Origin of the sequence: Stieleria mannarensis, from assembly GCF_014154935.1 — a bacterium.
GTDB classification, from domain to species: Bacteria; Planctomycetota; Planctomycetia; order Pirellulales; family Pirellulaceae; genus Stieleria; species Stieleria mannarensis.
The window spans coordinates 1-17,438 of record NZ_JACEHH010000056.1; the positions used below are offsets into that span (position 1 = coordinate 1).

Annotated in this window: 9 protein-coding genes and 1 pseudogene; 1 reads left to right on the forward strand and 9 read right to left on the reverse strand. The window is 58.6% G+C overall.

Features of this window, described 5'->3' with window-relative positions:
• Positions 1-214: pseudogene (locus H1B37_RS33450) on the forward strand (hypothetical protein); the annotation flags it as partial.
• 566 nt (positions 215-780) lie between these two features.
• Here the strand turns inward: H1B37_RS33450 and H1B37_RS27380 are convergent.
• From H1B37_RS27380 to H1B37_RS27420, 9 genes are all read right to left on the reverse strand, one after another.
• A complete protein-coding gene (locus H1B37_RS27380) occupies positions 781-1,791 on the reverse strand; it encodes a PIN/TRAM domain-containing protein (RefSeq protein WP_182870470.1) in 1,011 nt (336 codons plus the stop codon).
• A gap of 549 nt (positions 1,792-2,340) precedes the next feature.
• A complete protein-coding gene (locus H1B37_RS27385; protein WP_182870471.1) occupies positions 2,341-4,338 on the reverse strand; it encodes a c-type cytochrome domain-containing protein in 1,998 nt (665 codons plus the stop codon).
• Between the two features lie 237 nt (positions 4,339-4,575).
• Positions 4,576-7,044, reverse strand: a complete 2,469-nt coding sequence (locus tag H1B37_RS27390; protein ID WP_182870472.1) for a DUF1549 domain-containing protein — start codon at positions 7,042-7,044, stop codon at positions 4,576-4,578.
• A 147-nt stretch (positions 7,045-7,191) separates the two neighbouring features.
• Positions 7,192-9,630, reverse strand: coding sequence for a pre-peptidase C-terminal domain-containing protein (locus tag H1B37_RS27395; RefSeq protein WP_182870473.1), 2,439 nt, complete (start codon positions 9,628-9,630; stop codon positions 7,192-7,194).
• A gap of 119 nt (positions 9,631-9,749) precedes the next feature.
• Positions 9,750-11,051 carry a DUF1501 domain-containing protein gene (locus tag H1B37_RS27400; protein WP_182870474.1) on the reverse strand — a complete coding sequence of 434 codons (1,302 nt, stop codon included), beginning with the start codon at positions 11,049-11,051 and terminating at the stop codon, positions 9,750-9,752.
• Between the two features lie 397 nt (positions 11,052-11,448).
• A complete protein-coding gene (locus H1B37_RS27405) occupies positions 11,449-11,793 on the reverse strand; it encodes a hypothetical protein (protein ID WP_182870475.1) in 345 nt (114 codons plus the stop codon).
• A complete protein-coding gene (locus H1B37_RS27410; protein ID WP_182870476.1) occupies positions 11,790-14,888 on the reverse strand; it encodes a valine--tRNA ligase in 3,099 nt (1,032 codons plus the stop codon). Before H1B37_RS27410 ends, H1B37_RS27405 begins: the two co-directional genes overlap by 4 nt.
• Before the next feature lie 8 nt (positions 14,889-14,896).
• Positions 14,897-16,492 carry a citramalate synthase gene (gene cimA, locus H1B37_RS27415; RefSeq protein WP_182870477.1) on the reverse strand — a complete coding sequence of 532 codons (1,596 nt, stop codon included), beginning with the start codon at positions 16,490-16,492 and terminating at the stop codon, positions 14,897-14,899.
• A gap of 329 nt (positions 16,493-16,821) precedes the next feature.
• Complete coding sequence (locus tag H1B37_RS27420; RefSeq protein ID WP_182870478.1) at positions 16,822-17,211, reverse strand: hypothetical protein; 390 nt, start codon at positions 17,209-17,211, stop codon at positions 16,822-16,824.
• Between the last annotated feature and the right edge of the window lie 227 nt (positions 17,212-17,438).

The window sequence follows — 17,438 nt, forward strand, 5'->3', positions numbered from 1 at the left end:
ATCGGGCCGCGCGGTGCCTGAGAGTATGCAGTCGATACTGACCCGATTGGGGATCGATCTATCGATGTCGCGCGACTTGGTGTGGAATTTCAAGCGGTATTTTGGGCAGAGTTGTTGCGCGGGATCCCCGAGTGCGATGGGGAAGTTCGCCGAATCGACCGGCCGTCACTGGTCCAAGGAGCAACAGCACGTCGCCCAATGCTTCGTCGCTTGAAAGTGAAAGTGACCGCGATCGGCGGGTGACGGGTTCGGTTCGTTGTGCGTTAAAGCGGCGGGAAACCTGCTAGACGTGCCGCAATAGTCAACAAGGGAGCAACATCGGTCGTGCGACTCGTATTTACATCGATCGCGAACCGGCGATGTGAAGCCGCGTTCCCCTGCGAAGACATCTGCTCAGCGACTATGCCTGTTGAATGGTCTTACGTTTATCTGCCGTGCAGCACCGCCGGTATCCTCGGCGACCCCGCCCCCCCTGTCGGCGGGGCCCCTTGACCGTTCACGAATTAAGTTGGTCGTGCGACTCCCCGAGCTTTAAGAAATCACAAACGCCAGGAATAAAGGGACCTGATAGATGGGTGGCACCTAATAGAGACAATTGGTGCCACCCAATATTCTCGCCGCCGTTCCAAAACTGCAAGTTGCTAGTGAACCAGAAGGTGGGTGGCACCAAAGGGTGCAAAGGGTGAGAAGGTGGGTGGCACCAAAGGGTGCAAAGGGTGAGGAGAAGGTGGGTGGCACCGATTGGGGAGGGGGGTAAGCGGTGGACGAATTTGCAGCGGATTAGCTGCGGGTTTCGTATTTGGCGAAGATCATTTTACCCGCATTGGTCTGCAGGGTGCTCGTCACTCGCACTTCCAACTCTTGTCCGATCCGATTGCGGGCCCCTTCGACCACCACCATCGTGCCGTCGTCTAAGTAACCGATGCCCTGCTCGGCTCCCTCGCCGGGCTTGATGATCTTCACGTTGAACGATTCGTCGGGGAGATAAACCGGTCGCAGCGAATTGCTGATCTCGTTCAAATTGATCACCGGCACGTTGTGCAGCTTGGCAACTTTGTTCAAATTGAAGTCGCCCGTGACCACCTTGCCTTCGAGATGCTTGGCCAACAACACCAGCTTCAAATCGACCGTTTGCCCAGCCAACTCTGGCAAGTCGCGGTCAAAAATCATCAGGTCGACGTTGTCGTCGGCACGCATCCGGTTCAACACATCCAACCCGCGACGACCACGGACACGCCGCAATTTGTCGCTGCTGTCGGCAATCGCCTGCAACTCACTGAGCGCAAAACGCGGCATGATCAGCTGGTTGTCGAACACACCGGTGTTGACCAAGTCCGCAATCCGACCGTCAATCACCACGCTGGTATCCAACACCAACGGCTTAAACCCCTTTACCTCGCGAACAAATTCAACGTACGGAATCAAAAATCGAAAGTCGTCCTTCGTCTGAATCAGAATGCTGACACAGACATAACACAACAACATCCCCATGATCAGCTTCACCGCATTTCCGACCAACAACGACTGAGCAAACAACGGCGCAATCGCGATCCATAAAATGTACGTCAGCAAAATCCCGATCAGCACGCCGAAGTAAACGGCCGAAATCGAATCGATGCGTTTGCGCGGGATAAAGATATCCCCCATGATCGCGACCACTGCGATCCCCATCACCCCCGCGAACACGACGTAGGGATTGACGTCGGCATCACTGGGGAGCGCCGTGTTGATGATCCACGACACCCCGCCGGCGCAGAGCAAGAAAACACATCGAAGGATGATCAGTTCCATTAGACTCGTTCGTCACAGGATCAATTGTTGGGACAATTCCGGACGTCTCGATGCGCCGGATTCCCCTGTAGGCCAATGCCACAGTCTAAATGACGCGGCGATCAGTCCCCAAGGGGACACGAATTTTGAAACCCTGTGACAGGCAGAAAGTGCCCGCAAAACCCACAGAAACGCGCTAATTGTCGCATTGCGGCGGCCACCAATCCAGGCGTTCGGCCCTGCCAATCGCTGGCCAGAGGCAAACGGAGACGAAACGGAGCGGGCCGCGATTGAACATCACGCATGCCGGAAAGACACCCCGGAGGGAACGTCCAGATTAGAACGACCACCACCCGGTGTACGATGGTCCCTTCCGGGCCGTCGCCGCTGGGGCTCCGCACGACGCGTCTAGAAAGGACGTCGTACACCCCTCACCCAACCACCTCTTGCCTAATCGGTCAGATCACTCGGATTCGTCGCGATTCGCCGCCGACCTTAGCTGAAGATCCCCGGATGCCGCTCCCAACCTTCGATCCGCACAAACTCGACTGCCTCGCGACCTGATCTCCGCTATTTGATCTCCGCCAACAAGCGATCCATCTTGGATTGGACCTTCGACGCGGCTGCGGCAATCTCGTCGTGTGCCTGCTTGGCCGCCTGGGCGAGCGATTGAGCCTGATCGAGCTTGGTTTGCAATGCCGCTCGACCGGCAGCCAGCTTCTCCGCTTCGGCCTTTCGCGCCGCCGCAGTCTGCCGATGTGTCTTGATGACATCGATCATCGCCACGCGGTTTCGACGTTGCTTGGCCAAGTCGGTCAACTTGCCAGCCAGCTTCTCTTCCGATTCGGCCAACGGAATCATCTTGGACGCATCGGATTTCAACGCCACCCGCAACGCAGTGACTTCGTCTTGCAGGTCACGAATCGCGTTGGTCAGCGACGGGAGCTGTTGGTCAAACGCTGCATTCGCTTGCTCCGTTTTCTTGGCCTGGGCGTCACTGTCCGCTGCTTGCTTGTTGAGCATCGCGACCTTTTGATCCAAGTCGGCCAACGACGTTTGAGCAGCCGCGACCGCCGCGTTGGCCTTGTCTAAATTGGCCTTTGCCGGCGTCAATTTTTCCTGGATCGAAACCAGCGTGGTTTTGACCGCCTCGACACGTTTCGCCGCCGGTTCTGGATTGGCGGCCAATCGAACCATCGCATCGGGATCGTCGACGGGGGTGTTGAAAACCGATCCCGCCCAGTCGCCGTAAACCAAGCGTTTGCCGTCATGGGTGATGGCGACTTCCAACATGTCTTCGCCGCCATGGCTGAGCGACTTCAATTCCTTTCCAGTGGCGTCCCACAATTTGGCTCGGTTGTCGCGTCCCGCCGTTGCCAGCCGCGCCTGGTGATCAAACGACACCGCCGTCACCCCACCTCCATGAGCGTTGATCGTCTTGATCGCCTTGCCCGAATTCATGTCCCACAACTTGACCGTCCCGTCTTCGCTGGCACTGGCCAAGACGTTGGAGTCATCACGCCAGGCGATCGAATTGATACCGCCTTTGTGTCCGGTCAGATCCATGTACTCGCGTCCCGTTTCGGCTTCCCAGACGACCAGCCCACCCGAGCGATCGCCCGATGCCAACAGCACTCCATCCGGACTGTATGCGACACTGAAAATCCAATCGGTGTGCTTCTTGATATCGAACAACTTATCACCGCTGCCGACATCGAAAATTCGCAACATCTTTTGCGGCCCTCCCATGGCGACTCGCGAAAGCGTTTCATTGGCGTCGGCACCAAAAACGATGTCCAGTTCATCGCCAACGGTTGCGACGCGTTCGCCCGTCTTGACGTCATAAATCGCGACAATCCCCAGCACCGAGTGTTCGCCACCACCGACGATCAAGTACGAACCGTCGCGGTTGAACCGGATGTCCTGCGGCACGCCTTCGGGAAAAGGCAGAATCCCCAACAACTCCGCCGTGTCGCTGTGGTACATCACAATTTGTTTTTGACCGGCGACGGCGACCACCGGAGCCCAGGGGCTGGCGGCAATCGCGGTGACCGCAGCGGCCCGCGAGGTCACGACGGGTGTTTCCAGCGGAAGCGTCTCGGGCATCGCCACCGGGCCTTCGGGCTTACCACTGGATGACGCGACAAACGCCAACGCATTTTTTTTCTTGGCCTTGGCTTTCGACCCCGAGTTCTCCAAGATCCCGCCTTCAATCCAAGCTCGGATCACCGCCAACTTGTCCGCCGGCAATTTGTCTTGATTGGGCGGCATCACCGGTGTGTCGTCGTGATTGACCAACTGCCACAATCGGCTGCTTTCGGCATCGCCATCGTCATAAACAACTTCGCCGCTACCGCCGCCTTCGACGACCGACCCGAACGTGTCCAGCGCCAGCCCGCCCTTCTTGTCGCTTTGCTGGTGACAGTTCAGGCAATACTGCCGAAAGATCGGTTTGACGTCGTCTTCGTAAGTCACTTTCTTCGGCGCTTCCTCGGCCGCTTGGCCTACAGAAACAGCCGCGACGGCGACACACAGCAGAACGAATCGAGCGGGAATAGATCGAACCATCGTAGATCCGGCAGACATGGCGGGGGAAAGTGAGGCGGGAGAGGGCACGCGTTCTAGTTTAGTCAACATCGCCCGAAAACCGACGTGCAGGTTTTCCAGCGTTAGCGTTTTCGTTTGGATTGGCCTTCCGCCGGTTTCACTCGCCGTTGACCACGCCGAGCCCTCCCTACCTGGGAGGGCTTTTGCGAAGGTTGTCTGTGAGGTGTTGAGCGAAACGCAGCGAGGCGAGACGCGGCGTCAGTGATTGAACACAAACTCGCGGCTGTTGAGCACGGCCCAGAAGATGTCCTCCAGGGCGGCGACCTTGTTTTCAGCTTTGTCGACCGTTGCCTTCAATTCGGCCAGCTCATCGGCGGACGGGCTGCGGGCGAGACATCGGACATAGATCCGATCAATCACCTGCTCTTCGGTCAACTTGTCGGCGTCCATCCAACGTTTGATCTTGTTCCCCTGGGCGACCTTGCTACTGACACTGCTGCCGTTGAGCAGGTGCAGGGCTTGCGAAAGCGAAGGATCGGTCGACGCTTCACAATCACACACGGTCGCACGCGGGGCACGACCGAAGGTCGTCAAGAAGTAGTTGCTGGTTTTGCCGTCGGCGATCTGAACCGCACGTGCCCCCAGCGGCAGACCGGTGAACTTGTCCGGCGCCTCGGTGACTTGGCAGATACAATCCAACAAGCTTTCGGCGGGGATTCGGCGGATGATCGCGTGGGCGTAGTTGCGATTGTCGTGCGCGTTGGTTTCGTTCGTGTCGCTGCTACGCTGGTACGCTTGGCTGTTGCAGATGTCGCGAACCAGGCGGCGAAAATCAAAGTCGTATTCCACCAGTTTCTCGCCCAACAAGTCGAACAGTTCGGGGTTGCTGGGGGGATTACTGACGCGGATATCATCGACTTCGTCCACCAGTCCGACGCCCATGTAGTGTGCCCACACGCGGTTGGCGATCGATCGGGCGAAGAACGGGTTGTCGGGGCTGGTCAGCCATTCTGCAACGACGGCACGGCGGTCTTTGCCGCGGGTCTCAGGCGACTCGCCACCCAGGAAGGTCGGCGGGACCGGCTTCTTAGTGACCAAGTGATTGACTTCGCCACCGCCACGGTTGTAGATAATCTTTTCGCGATAGTCTTCGGCGTTTTTACGCCCGATCTGTGAAAAGAACGATGCGAACCCGTAGTAGTCGTCCATCGTCCAGCGATCGAACGGGTGGTTGTGACACTGGGCGCACTGGGTGCGAATTCCCATAAAGACTTGAGCCACGTTCTCGGCGGTCTTCAGCGTGTCGCGTTCGATTTCATAGAAGTTGGTTGCCGGCGAATTGAACGTGCCGCCGGTGCTGGTCAGCAGATCGCGAACCATCTGGTCGATGGGAACGTTCTTGGCAAATTTGTCGGTCAACCAGTTGGCGTACAAGAACGCGGACTTGTAACTGACTTGGTTGGTGCTTTTGATCATCAACAGCTGCGCGAACTTCATCGCCCAGATTTCGCTGAACTCCTTTCGCTCCAGCAGTCGGTCGATCAAGGCGGCTCGTTTGTCGTCGGCGGGATCGGAGACAAAGCTGCGATACTCTTCCTCGGTCGGCAGCATCCCGGTGATATCGACCGTGACACGACGAATGAACTCTTCGTCGCTGCACAACCCGCTGGGCAAAATCCGCAGTTGTTGAAGTTTCTTGCCCACCGATTGATCGATGTAGTTTCCGGTGACCTTGGGCGGCGTGTATTGCAAGTTGGTCGGCAACGCCAGAACTTGGCTGCCGACGGTGTGGGTATCGAAGCGAGCCATCACGAAGGCTTCACCACGTCGACCGGCGGTCACATTGCCGGTGTCGTCGATCGCGGCGGTGCCGGAGTTGTTGGACGTGAACGCGGCCAGGCGGGTGACGTCACGGGTGGTGCCGTCGCTGTAGGTCGCCACGGCAACAAATCGCTGGGTGGAACCTTCGCCTTCGATCACCGCCTGGTCGGGATAAATCGCAACCGAATCGACGGTCGGCGGCTTCTTGTCGGCCGGATCGGCGGGGGCTCCGTCGGACAGCCATTCCAACACGGTGGCGTAGTAATCCGAATCGGTATCGAACAATTTACCGCCGGTGTGCGGAACGGATCCGATCGCCTTTTTCAGGAACAGACTTTCTTCGGGCAAAGCGAGGTTGATCCGTCGAACGCCGATTTCCCGGGTGATTCGCAAGTAGTCGCCATCGGGATCAAACCCGAACAGGCTCAATCGAAAGCCGTCTTTCCCGCGCGCCGCACCGTGGCAGGAGCCCGTGTTGCAACCGGAGCGTGTCAGCACCGGCATCACGTCATTGGTAAAACTGATCGGCGGTTTGACGTCCGCTTTCGAGACGGTGACGGGGATCCGGATTTCGGTCCCCAGGTATTCGGCGACCAACTCGGTCGCCCCGTCGGCCAGCGGCAGCAGTTTGAATCCGTCCCGTTTGACTTTGGATTCATCAGCGATCTTCCAGATCACTCGGTCACTGGCGTCTTCGGTGATCCCGTCATCGCGTCGGATCACAGCCACAAAGGACTGAAAGTCACGAGCCGAGTTGAGTTTGATTTCCGGCGGATAGACCGCCAAGTCCGGCTTGCGGGGGGCATCCGACGAACGAGACGCGGCCTCGTCGGCGGGGGTGATCCCAAGTGACGGCATTGCCAGAGCGGTCAGGAGCAACAGGGATGCAGCGGGGCGAATCTTCATGTCAAAAACGCGTTTTTGGGGGAGCACTCGATCAGATCGCTATCCGTGTCGAGTCGAGTCGCCAGGCGGAATCAACCACCGGGCACCAAAACTGTGGTGGGTTAAAAGACGATGGCACCGGCGTGTCGGGCCGGCGCCATCGTCGTGCTACTGTTTCTTTTGCCGAAGCTGTTCGAGCCGGCTGAGCGGTTTCGGCTTGGCAGGTTGTTTCGGGGCGGCCTTGGGTGCGGCCGGCTTGGGAGCATCGGATTTCGGCGGCAAGGGTTTGTCGATCCGCAGCTCGCCGGTTCCGTTGGTCTGGACGATCGTTTCGTCACCGACCTTGACCCGAGCGATGCAGTTGAGCGTCTTGTGGGTGCCCACTTTCGCCTTGGCATCGATCACCAAGGGGAACGTCACGCTTTCCGAATCCGGTTTGATCGGTTGCTTGGCCGCGGGGCTGGTGACGCCGGCGGGGATGCCGACCAATTCGACTTCGGCTTCCCCCGGGTATTCACGCAGAATCTCGACCGGAATCGTCACGCTGACTTCGGTCCCCAGCTCACCGGCACTCTTGGGGAAGGAATACTTGAAGATCGAGTTTTCGACTTCCAACATGATCGGCGGCGTCGCGGTCATCGCCGAGCCGGTCTTGGAGTTGTAGGTGGCCACAAAGATGATCGGCCAGGTTCCGATTCCGGCACCGCTGTTGGCAGTGATCGGAATTTCGATTTCGGTCTTGCCCTTGTCGATGTAGCGGCTGTTGTTGATCGAGATTCCCGGCGGGTTGTACAGCGTTCGGAAGGACACGCGTTCGTCGAACCCTTCCTTCTTATTGATCCGCACCTTCAAATTCTTGCTGCCGTAACGCACGATCGGCGTCTTCGGCTGGACGATCTCCAGGGTAAACGGCACTTCGTCGGTGACCGCCATCGCGGCGCGGTCGGTGTCATAGCCCCACATCTCGCGACGGTTCTGCCCCAAGACCATTTTGTGGTGTTGTGACAGCTTGCCGCCGACCAGCGGGTTCTTGTCATCGCCTTTGGCAAAGATCGTGTACAGCGAGGCGTTGTGGGTAGCGTCCGCAGCGGCCGTCAGCAAAACGGGGACTTCGGGGCGACCGGCGGGCATCGGGAACGTCGTCGCCGTGACGCCGTCGGGCAAACCATCGAACGACAGATTGACTTCGCCGTTGTATCGGTCCCGGGCGGCCGACACGACCATCCCCACGCTGCCTCCGATCGGAACCGCGACCACTTGAGCTTCATCGCGGCGAAGTTCTTTCAGGGTCAGGTTGACCGCGGGCGTCGGCGTGCTGACTTCGATGCGATAGGTGTACGTCGGCCCGCCGCCACGCAAATGGTCGTACACGCGGACAGTGTGCTTGCCATCGACTTTGGCGTCAAATTCGAGGAACGGATCCACCTTGCCGCGGCTATCGTCGCTGGACGTAATGGTCGCATGTTTCGGGTCAAACACGTTCAACACGGCATCCAGTGGTGACCGAAGCACGTCGCGTGCGAACACCTCCACGCGATACTTGGTTCCCTTCTTGGCTTCAAACGTAAAGCAGTCGAAGTCGGCTGGTTTTTCGATCACGCCGCAATAGGCACCGGGAACCGGAACCACCGGAGCTTTCGTCCGATCGTCATTCGGCTCTTGCTCCATCGCAACGGGCAGCTCGTTGACACGGACCCAGTTCGGCGACGGCGTGACTCCGTTTTCGTCTTCGGTCGTGACGCCCCACTGCGGGTAGTTCTCACTGGGCAGCGGGATCTTGGCCGATCGTTCGCTGCCGTCGGACAAGATCAATTTGGCGTCCAGTACCGTCGACGGAGGCCCGCCGGCGGGAATCACCGCGACCGGTCGCGGGTACGTGCCGACGTGCAATCGATAAACGCCAAGGTCGCTGCCGCGGAACGAGCTGTCACGCACGAGGATCGAGTACTTGCCATCTGCGGGAGCCGTAAACGTGCAAAAACCGTCCTGCTGGAACAGCGACGAATCATCACTGGAGGCGACTTCGAAGCGGCCTTCGTCAAGAATCGCAACGTAGGGGTCCAAGATGTCTCGGTTGCGAAGCGAATGAGCCAGACGAATGCCTTCGATCTCCACATTCAACGTCTGACCCGCCTTCAGTTCAACCTGGTAATGATCCAAGTCCTCGCGTTTGACCACACCGTCGATGGTCGAATTCAATTCGATCGGTTGCGGAGCGGCGAAGTCATTGTTGGGTTCCACCTCCGCGACCACGGGCATCGCACCGACCCCCAATAGACGGAGGTTGGCGACGCCGCTTTTGGTGATCAGGCGAACCGGATACAGCCCCGGCGTCAGGTCTTCAGCCGCACGGAGTTTGACTTCCGTGGTGCTGTTGTTGACCGCTTTGACCTCCAAGATTTCGATACCTGGCAAATCGCAAAGGACTTCCGAGGCGTCGCTCAGCCGGGTGCCTTTGAAGGTCACGACGGTTTCTTCGCCACGGACCACCCCTCGCGGCTGGAGACTGGTCACCACGGGAAGCGTCGCAGCAGCATTGTCGATCAGCATCAGTGTGACCAGCAAGGATGCCGCAAGCGAGCGGAGAACGGTGGATTGTTTGATCATCAATTCGGAACCGATTGTGGGGCAGGCGTATTTCGTGCTGGGCAAAAAAGTGGGATAGGCTTCCAGCCTGTCGATCATACGACCGCCAGGCGAGAGGACTACTTTCACATCTGGCCGAATCAAACCATCAACGGTTCGATCAGTTTTCCGCCATCGACGATTTCGATCGGCCGGTCGCCGGGCGCCATCAATTCCTTGTCGGCGACGATGCCGAGCAAGCGGTACATGGTAGTTGCCAAGTCAGCCGGCGACACGGGGCTGTCTTCCGGTTCGGCGGCGGTCGAGTCCGATGCGCCGTAGATCATGCCGCCCTTGATGCCACCGCCGGCCATCAACACGCTGAAGACCTTGGGCCAGTGGTCACGGCCCGCGTCGTTGTTGATTTTCGGCGTGCGGCCGAATTCGCTGCTGACCATCACCAGCGTCTCGTCCAACATGCCACGCTGGGACAGATCATCGAGCAACGCGGCAAGCCCGGTGTCCAAAGCGGGCATCTGGCTCTTGAATCCGCTCGTGATGTTGTTGTGCATGTCCCAGCCGCCGTAGGTCAACGTGACCAGTCGCGTTCCGGCTTCGACCAGACGACGCGCCATCAGCAAACGCTGGCCGGCTTGGTTGCGGCCATACCGGTCACGCGTCTTGGCGTCTTCTTTGTCGATGTTGAACGCTTCCTTGGCTGCCGGGGTGTCCAGCAAGCTGTAGGCGCGCTCGTAGAACGTATTCATCGCTCCGACGTTGTCGGCCGCCGTGGCAGAAACAAAATGCTTGTTGACGGCCGCCAAAGCCTCTTTGCGTCGCATGAACCGATCGCCGTCCACGCCGCCGGCCAAATCCAAATCACGCACCTTGAAACCGCTTTGCGCCGGATCAGATCCGAGGGCAAAGCCGCCGTAACTGCTGGGCAAGTAGCCCGTGCCGGCAAATTCGTTCGGGACGTTGGGAATGCAGACGTACGGAGGCAGATTGTTGCGCGGTCCGTACTCGTGACTGACGACCGCACCGAATGACGGGTAACGCAGCGCCGGGCTGGGCTTGTAACCGGTGAACATGTTGTGCGTCCCCCGCTCGTGGGCCGCTTCACCGTGTGTCATGGAGCGAATCACGCTGAACTTGTCCGCCCGCTTGGCAAGCTGAGGAACGGATTCGCCGAACACTTCGCCGGTGTTCGTTTTAATCGTCCGCATCTCGCCCCGGTATTCCAGCGGGCTGTACGGTTTGGGGTCGAACGATTCCTGCTGGGCCATCCCGCCGGGCAGATAAACGTGAATCACGCTCTTCGCTTTCGCTTCGACAAAATCGTAGTGCTTTTGCTCGGCCATCGCCTGACGCATCAGCAATTCCGGCAAGGACAGGCCGATCCCTCCAAGAGCACCAGCGGCCAAAAATCCGCGACGGCTAAATGGGTTTCCTTCGCAACGCATCGAACGACTCCGTGAATCAGTGATGGGTGGGGTGAATTCCAGCGGCCAGAAAGGTGACCAAACCAATGCATCCATCGGCGCGGTTTGCGACGTCACGTCTCCAGCACAATCGGTGCATCCGAGTTCGCTGAAATGGTTGTAGGCGGGAACAGCTTCTCGCGGAGAATTCTTTCGCCGCAGAGCTGCTGGGGGTGGGTGTGGTGTCCAGCATCGTCGTCGCTTGTTTGCACAAACGAATACTATCCTGAACGACAACGAGTCTATCGTCTCAATGAACCCGGGAAAATGATCTAACCGGAAAAATTAATTCCACCGGATAGTGAACGTAATTCCCCTAAGGCACGCATAGGGTAGCGGCAAACCACAAACGAGTCAAACTCGCCTCCCCGACGGGGGGTTACCATTGCAGTTTCCAAGTCTCGGGAGCCTGCTGCAAATCGTACCAACCGTCGAAGTCTTCCGGTCGGTCGCTTTCGGCCAGTTCGATCGCCCCTTGATCGGCCAATTGGTGAATGAACTGGCCGAGCTGTTTGCTGGAGCCGAGTTCCCAGGCGATCAATTCGTCCTTGCCCGCTTCGGCGAAATGGTCGACCGCCAACTCGAGCAGCACTCGGCACACACCTTCGGCGGTGACGTGTCCGGCATGGCACAACGACCGGTCTTTCATTGCGACCCGGATCGTGTGGCGAACAAACTCCACACGTTCGGCATGTCCGGATTCAAACTCGGGGGCGTGGTTCAATTTGATGAGACCTTCTCCTTCAGCTTGTTGATATCGCCTTCGACCGAGTTTCGTTGGTTGACCAATTCGGTCAGGGTCGCGCGTTCTTTTTCGACGACCTCGGCCGGGGCACGGGACACGAAGTTCTCGTTGGACAACTTCGACTCTTTGCCGGTGATCTGCTTGAGCAATTGGCCGAGCAGCTTTTCCAGGCGTGAAAGTTCGGCTTCGACATCGATGAACTTTTCCAGATCGACGTGGACTTCGACATCGATGGCCGGGATCGCCAACGGCGCGTCGGTTTCGAACGCTTCGGCCGACGGTCCGATCGTAACAACATCGGCACCGGCGAGGGCACCAAAGTAGGCCTTCATCGGTTCCAGCAAGCTGCGGCTGGAATCGCTGCAGCGGATCGCCGCCGGGACGGTTTCCCGCGGCGGAATGTTGCTGCTGGCGCGGATCTGGCGGATCGCGCCGACAATGCTTTGGAATTCCGCAAATTGCCGTTCGATCGTTTCATCGAAATGCCCGCGGTCTGCCTCCGGCCACTCCGCTTTCATCACAAACTGAGACACCGTAGCGGGCTTCAGCCCACGCTCGGGCGCCAATTCGCCCAGGTAGCCCCAGATCGATTCGGTCACGAACGGCATGATCGGATGCAGCAAACGCAACAGCGTATCGAGACCGTGGGCGATGACGTTTTGGGTCACGGCGCGCTGTGATTCGTCAGCCAAACGAGGCTTGGCGATTTCGACATAGAAGCTGCAGAATTCGTGCCAGGCAAAGTCGTACAGGATGCGAGCCACGTCGGCGAATTTGAACTGGTCGATCCCCTCGGTCACCTGCTCGGTCACCGTCGCCAGTCGGCTGAGCAGCCAACGGTCTTCCACCGGCAGCGTTGCGACGTCGATCGTCTGTGGCTTAAAGCCTTCCAAGTTCATCAACACGAACCGGGCGGCATTCCACAATTTGTTGACAAAGTTGCGACTGGTTTCAAATTTCTCGCTGACGACGGCTGCCTTGGGGAATGCCAAATCGGCGTCGGATTCCGCCCACTGCGTCGAAAACGTTTCCTTGCACTGGGGACACTTGATCGTCGTCGCAACACGATTCTTTTTCGTCTGGTCGATCAGCTTTTCACAGTGCGGGCACTCGTACTGGACCGGCATGCGGACGTCTTGAGTCTCGGTCGCCAATCGAGCTAAACCGAACCGCAGCGAATCGGGCCCGAACTTGTCGATCACATCGATCGGGTCGACGCCATTCCCCTTGCTCTTGCTCATCCGTTCGCCGTGTCCGTCCAGGATCGTCGGATGGATGAAGACTTCGTCGAACGGGATTTCGTTCAAATTGTTCAGGCCCATCAACACCATCCGCGCGACCCACAGCGTGATGATGTCGCGGGACGTACACAGCGTGGACGTGGGATAAAAGTATTCCAACTCCTTGGTCTGCTGCGGCCAGCCGAGTGTGCTGTGGGGCCACAATGCCGATGAGAACCAGGTATCCAGAACATCCGGATCACGTTCCAACCCCAGCGCTTCGACCTTGGCTTCCAGCGGTGACTCTTCGTCTCGCAGGCAAACAAACACGCTGTAGGACGCCGACGCATCGTCTTCATCGTCGGCCTGGATTTTGGTGGCAATCAGATCGTCGCTCCCCAAGGCTGCCGCTTGCTCGGCAACCCGAGACGCTTCGGCGCGGCTGTCGAAGGATGCCGACCAGATCGGAATTCGGTGTCCCCACCAGAGTTGACGGCTGACGGGCCAATCACGTTTTTCGCCCAGCCAGTCCAGGTAGCCTTTGCGATAGCGGGTCGGATAAATACGGACGCGATCGTCGGTAACGGCGTCCATCGCCGACTGGGCCAGGTCATCCATTTTGACGAACCATTGATCCGCCAAGTAGGGTTCGATGGCGGTCTTGCTGCGATCCGACAGCGGCATTTCGATGTCGCGATCCTCAATGTCGCCCAGCAAGCCGGCATCATCCAAATCGGCGACCACTTGTTTGCGCGCCGCGGCGATCGTCAATCCTTGATAAGCCGGCACCAGAGCGTTGATCGTGCCGTCGGGATTGAGAATGTTCAGCATCGGCAACGACTGCCGTTTCCCGACTTCATAGTCGTTCGGGTCGTGTGCCGGCGTGATTTTGACGCACCCGGATCCTAGTTCGGGTTTCGCCCAGACGTCAGCCACCAATGGGATCTTGCGTTCGGCCAGCGGCAACATCAAACAACGGCCGTCGGCGGCCATGTCCCGCAATTGCTCCAACTTGGGCAGCATCGTTCGCCGCCGCTCGACCAAACCATCGAGTTGCTTTTGCAAGTCGGGCTGTTCCTTGGCCGTCGCAGCAGCCAACTTTTCTTCCAGCTCCGACTGCAGTTTATCGAGCGCCGCGGCGGGATCGGGGTGCACGGCCACGGCGGTATCGCCGAGCATCGTTTCTGGGCGGGTCGTGGCGATCACCACGTGATCGGGTTCGCCCGGCTTGGGATCAATCACGGGGTAGCGAAAGTGGTAAAAGTGCCCTTTCTTGGTCACGTTTTCCACTTCGTCGTTGCTGACGGCGGTTTGCAGGAACGTGTCCCAGTTGACCAAGCGTTTGCCGCGGTAGATCAAATCCTTGTGGAACAAATCATAGAACGTCGCGCGGACCGCGGCACCGCACATGGGGTCCAGTGTGAATCGCAAACGCCGCCAATCGCAGCTGCACCCCATCCGTTTCAGCTGGCCCAGGATCCGTTTTTCGTATTGGTCTTTCCAATCCCAGATCCGTTTGACCAGAGCCTCGCGTCCGATGTCGTGGCGTGAAAGGTTTTCCTGTTCTTTCAATCGCCGTTCGACCACCGCTTGGGTAGCGATCCCTGCATGGTCGGTGCCCGGCATCCATAGCGTTTCGAAGCCTTGCATCCGCTTGGTGCGGATCAGGATGTCTTGCAGGGTGTTGTTCAGCCCGTGTCCCAGGTGCAGCGCGCCGGTCACGTTGGGCGGCGGAATCACGATCGTATAAGGCTTTTTGTCGGGATTGATTTCGGCGTTATTGCAACCCGCTTCATCCCACTGGGCACCAATCTTGCCTGCCGCCGTGCTGTGATCAAATCGGTTTGGAATCATGACGATGTTTAAGTTGCCGGTGTAACGTTTTCTTTGTGCAATTTGTATTCGACAGAATCGATCAGGGCCTGAAAGCTGGCTTCGATGATATTGTCGCTGACGCCGATCGTGCCCCAGGATTCGTGGTGATCGGCACTTTCGATATTGACGCGGGTGCTGGCCGCGGTGCCGGCGCCGTTGTCGACCACACGCACCTTGTAATCGACCAGTCGCATGTCGCGCAGTTGAGGATAGGACGGCAGCAGGGTTTCGCGGAGAGCGGTGTCGAGCGCGTTGACCGGGCCGTGGCCTTCGGCGGCATTAAAGCAGTCCTGGTCACCGACGCGGATCTTTAGAATCGCTTCGGCATAGACGTCTTTTTCGTCCGCCGAGGTTTCTCCGGCAACGACGCGGTACTTGATCGGGCTGAAGTGCGGGGTGAACGAACCGAGCACCCGTTTGATCAGCAAATCGAACGAACCGCCGGCGTTTTCGAATTGGAACCCTTGGTTTTCCAGACGCACAACCTCGGCCAAAATCCGGTCTTGGGTTTCGCGGTCGTCTTCGATGCTGTGCTTGTTGGCGACGGCAACGATATTGCTGCGGCCGGACAGCTCGCTGACCAGAATCCGTCGCTCGTTGCCGACCAATGTCGGATCGATGTGCTCATAGGTCGACGCGGCCTTGTTGATCGCGTGGACATGCATGCCGCCCTTGTGTGCAAAGGCGCTTTGACCGACAAACGCTTGCCCGCCGCGCCACTGCAAGTTGGCCGTTTCATACACGAATCGACTCAGCTCGGTCAGCGATTGCAAGCTGCGGCCGCCCAGCACGCTGTAGCCCTTTTTCTTGAGCGCCAAATTGGCCATCACGGAAATCAAATCGGCGTTGCCACAGCGTTCGCCGATGCCGTTGATCGTCCCTTGCACCTGGGTCGCGCCGACGTCGACGGCGGCCAGCGAATTGGCGACCGCCAGTTCGCTGTCGTTGTGGCAGTGAATGCCGAAGGTCACGTCGGGATAGTCGCGCAGCGAATCGATCGCCGCCGTGGTGATTTCGGCGATCTGTTCGGGCAGCGATCCGCCATTGGTGTCGCACAGCGACATCACGGTTGCACCGCCGCTGGCGGCCGCCCGCAACGTTTTCAGGGCGTATTCGGGGTTGGCCCGATAACCGTCGAAAAAGTGTTCGGCGTCATAGATCACGGCCGCATTGCCGGTCAAGAATTGGACGCTTTCGCCGATCATCGCCAAGTTTTCTTCCAGCGAAACCCGCAACACTTCGGTGGCGTGGTAGTCCCAGGTTTTTCCGACCACGGTGATCACCGGGGTCTGTGCGGCGACCAGCGCCTTCATGCCGGGGTCGTCGGCCGGGTCGATCCCGCGTCGGCGAGTCATCCCGAAGGCGCAGACTTGGGTGTCGCCCAGATCGTGTTTTCTGATCTCCTCGAAAAACGCCACGTCTTTTTCGTTGCTCAACGGGTAGCCGCCCTCGATAAAATCGACGCCCGTCTCGGCCAATCGCAGCGCGATCTGCAGTTTGTCGTTCAGCGAAAAACTGACGCCTTCCCCCTGGGATCCGTCCCGCAGCGTGGTGTCGTAAATTTGGATCGGTTTTGAAGTCATGGCTGGTTTTCAAGTACGAAAAAACCCCCGGAGCTGGAAAGCCACGGGGGTAAAAGTTTCTTCCAAAGGCTGTGCTTGAAACGCACTCAATGGCCGAGCGAAGCGTCGCCGAGCCAAGGAGCAGTTTCGTTCCCCCGCGTCATCGCTGGCAAACGGTGCCAGGGACGCGGCAAATAATGACAGATTGAGTTTGCACAGTGATCGTTGTGGATGGAATGATCGGTGGGGCGGATCGCGAGGAATCGCTGGATTCGCCCAGGAATCGAGAGAATACGGCGTCACGTATCATCCGTCAATCGCGGCAGACGGCAACCCAGCGAACCGGCCCGTCAGGGGGAGGCCGCCGAGCGTCGCCCGCGCTGCCGATGGGACGGTGTAACCGACCACAGGTAGCTGACCGAAAACACGATACAAATCGCGACCATCAGCGAGACAATTTGGGTCGAGTGCAGGTTCACCACGCCCTGGGTCCGCCAAAGGGAAAAGAAATGGAACAGTTGGCCGCAGCCGATCAAGCTTCCCAGTGCGCCCACAATCGCGGCGGTCGCCAACGCCTGGCGACGGCGGTGCGGGTTGAGCGCGACGACGCCGAAAAACAGGATCGGAATCCCCAGCATCATCGGAATAAACAGCAACGGGGCCTTGTTCAGTGATCCGAACAGGGCGATCGCCGTGTCGATGCACAGCAACAGACCGGAAACAATGCCAAATCGAGCCATCAATCGCTTTCGAAAAAGGGGTACCAACGCCGCCTGACCTCGGTGAATCCTAGCTCTCTTCGGTCCGCAATGTCAGCCCAAACGTTGCCGCCATCCAGCCCCCTGCAGGATGGGTCTGGGGGACAAAGGCGCCGAGCTCAGACAAACCCCTCCCCTGGCGACTCCCTGCCGAGGTCGTGCGGTTCTTAACCTCAGAGATACAACGCGTTTACGCGCTTCACTCCCCA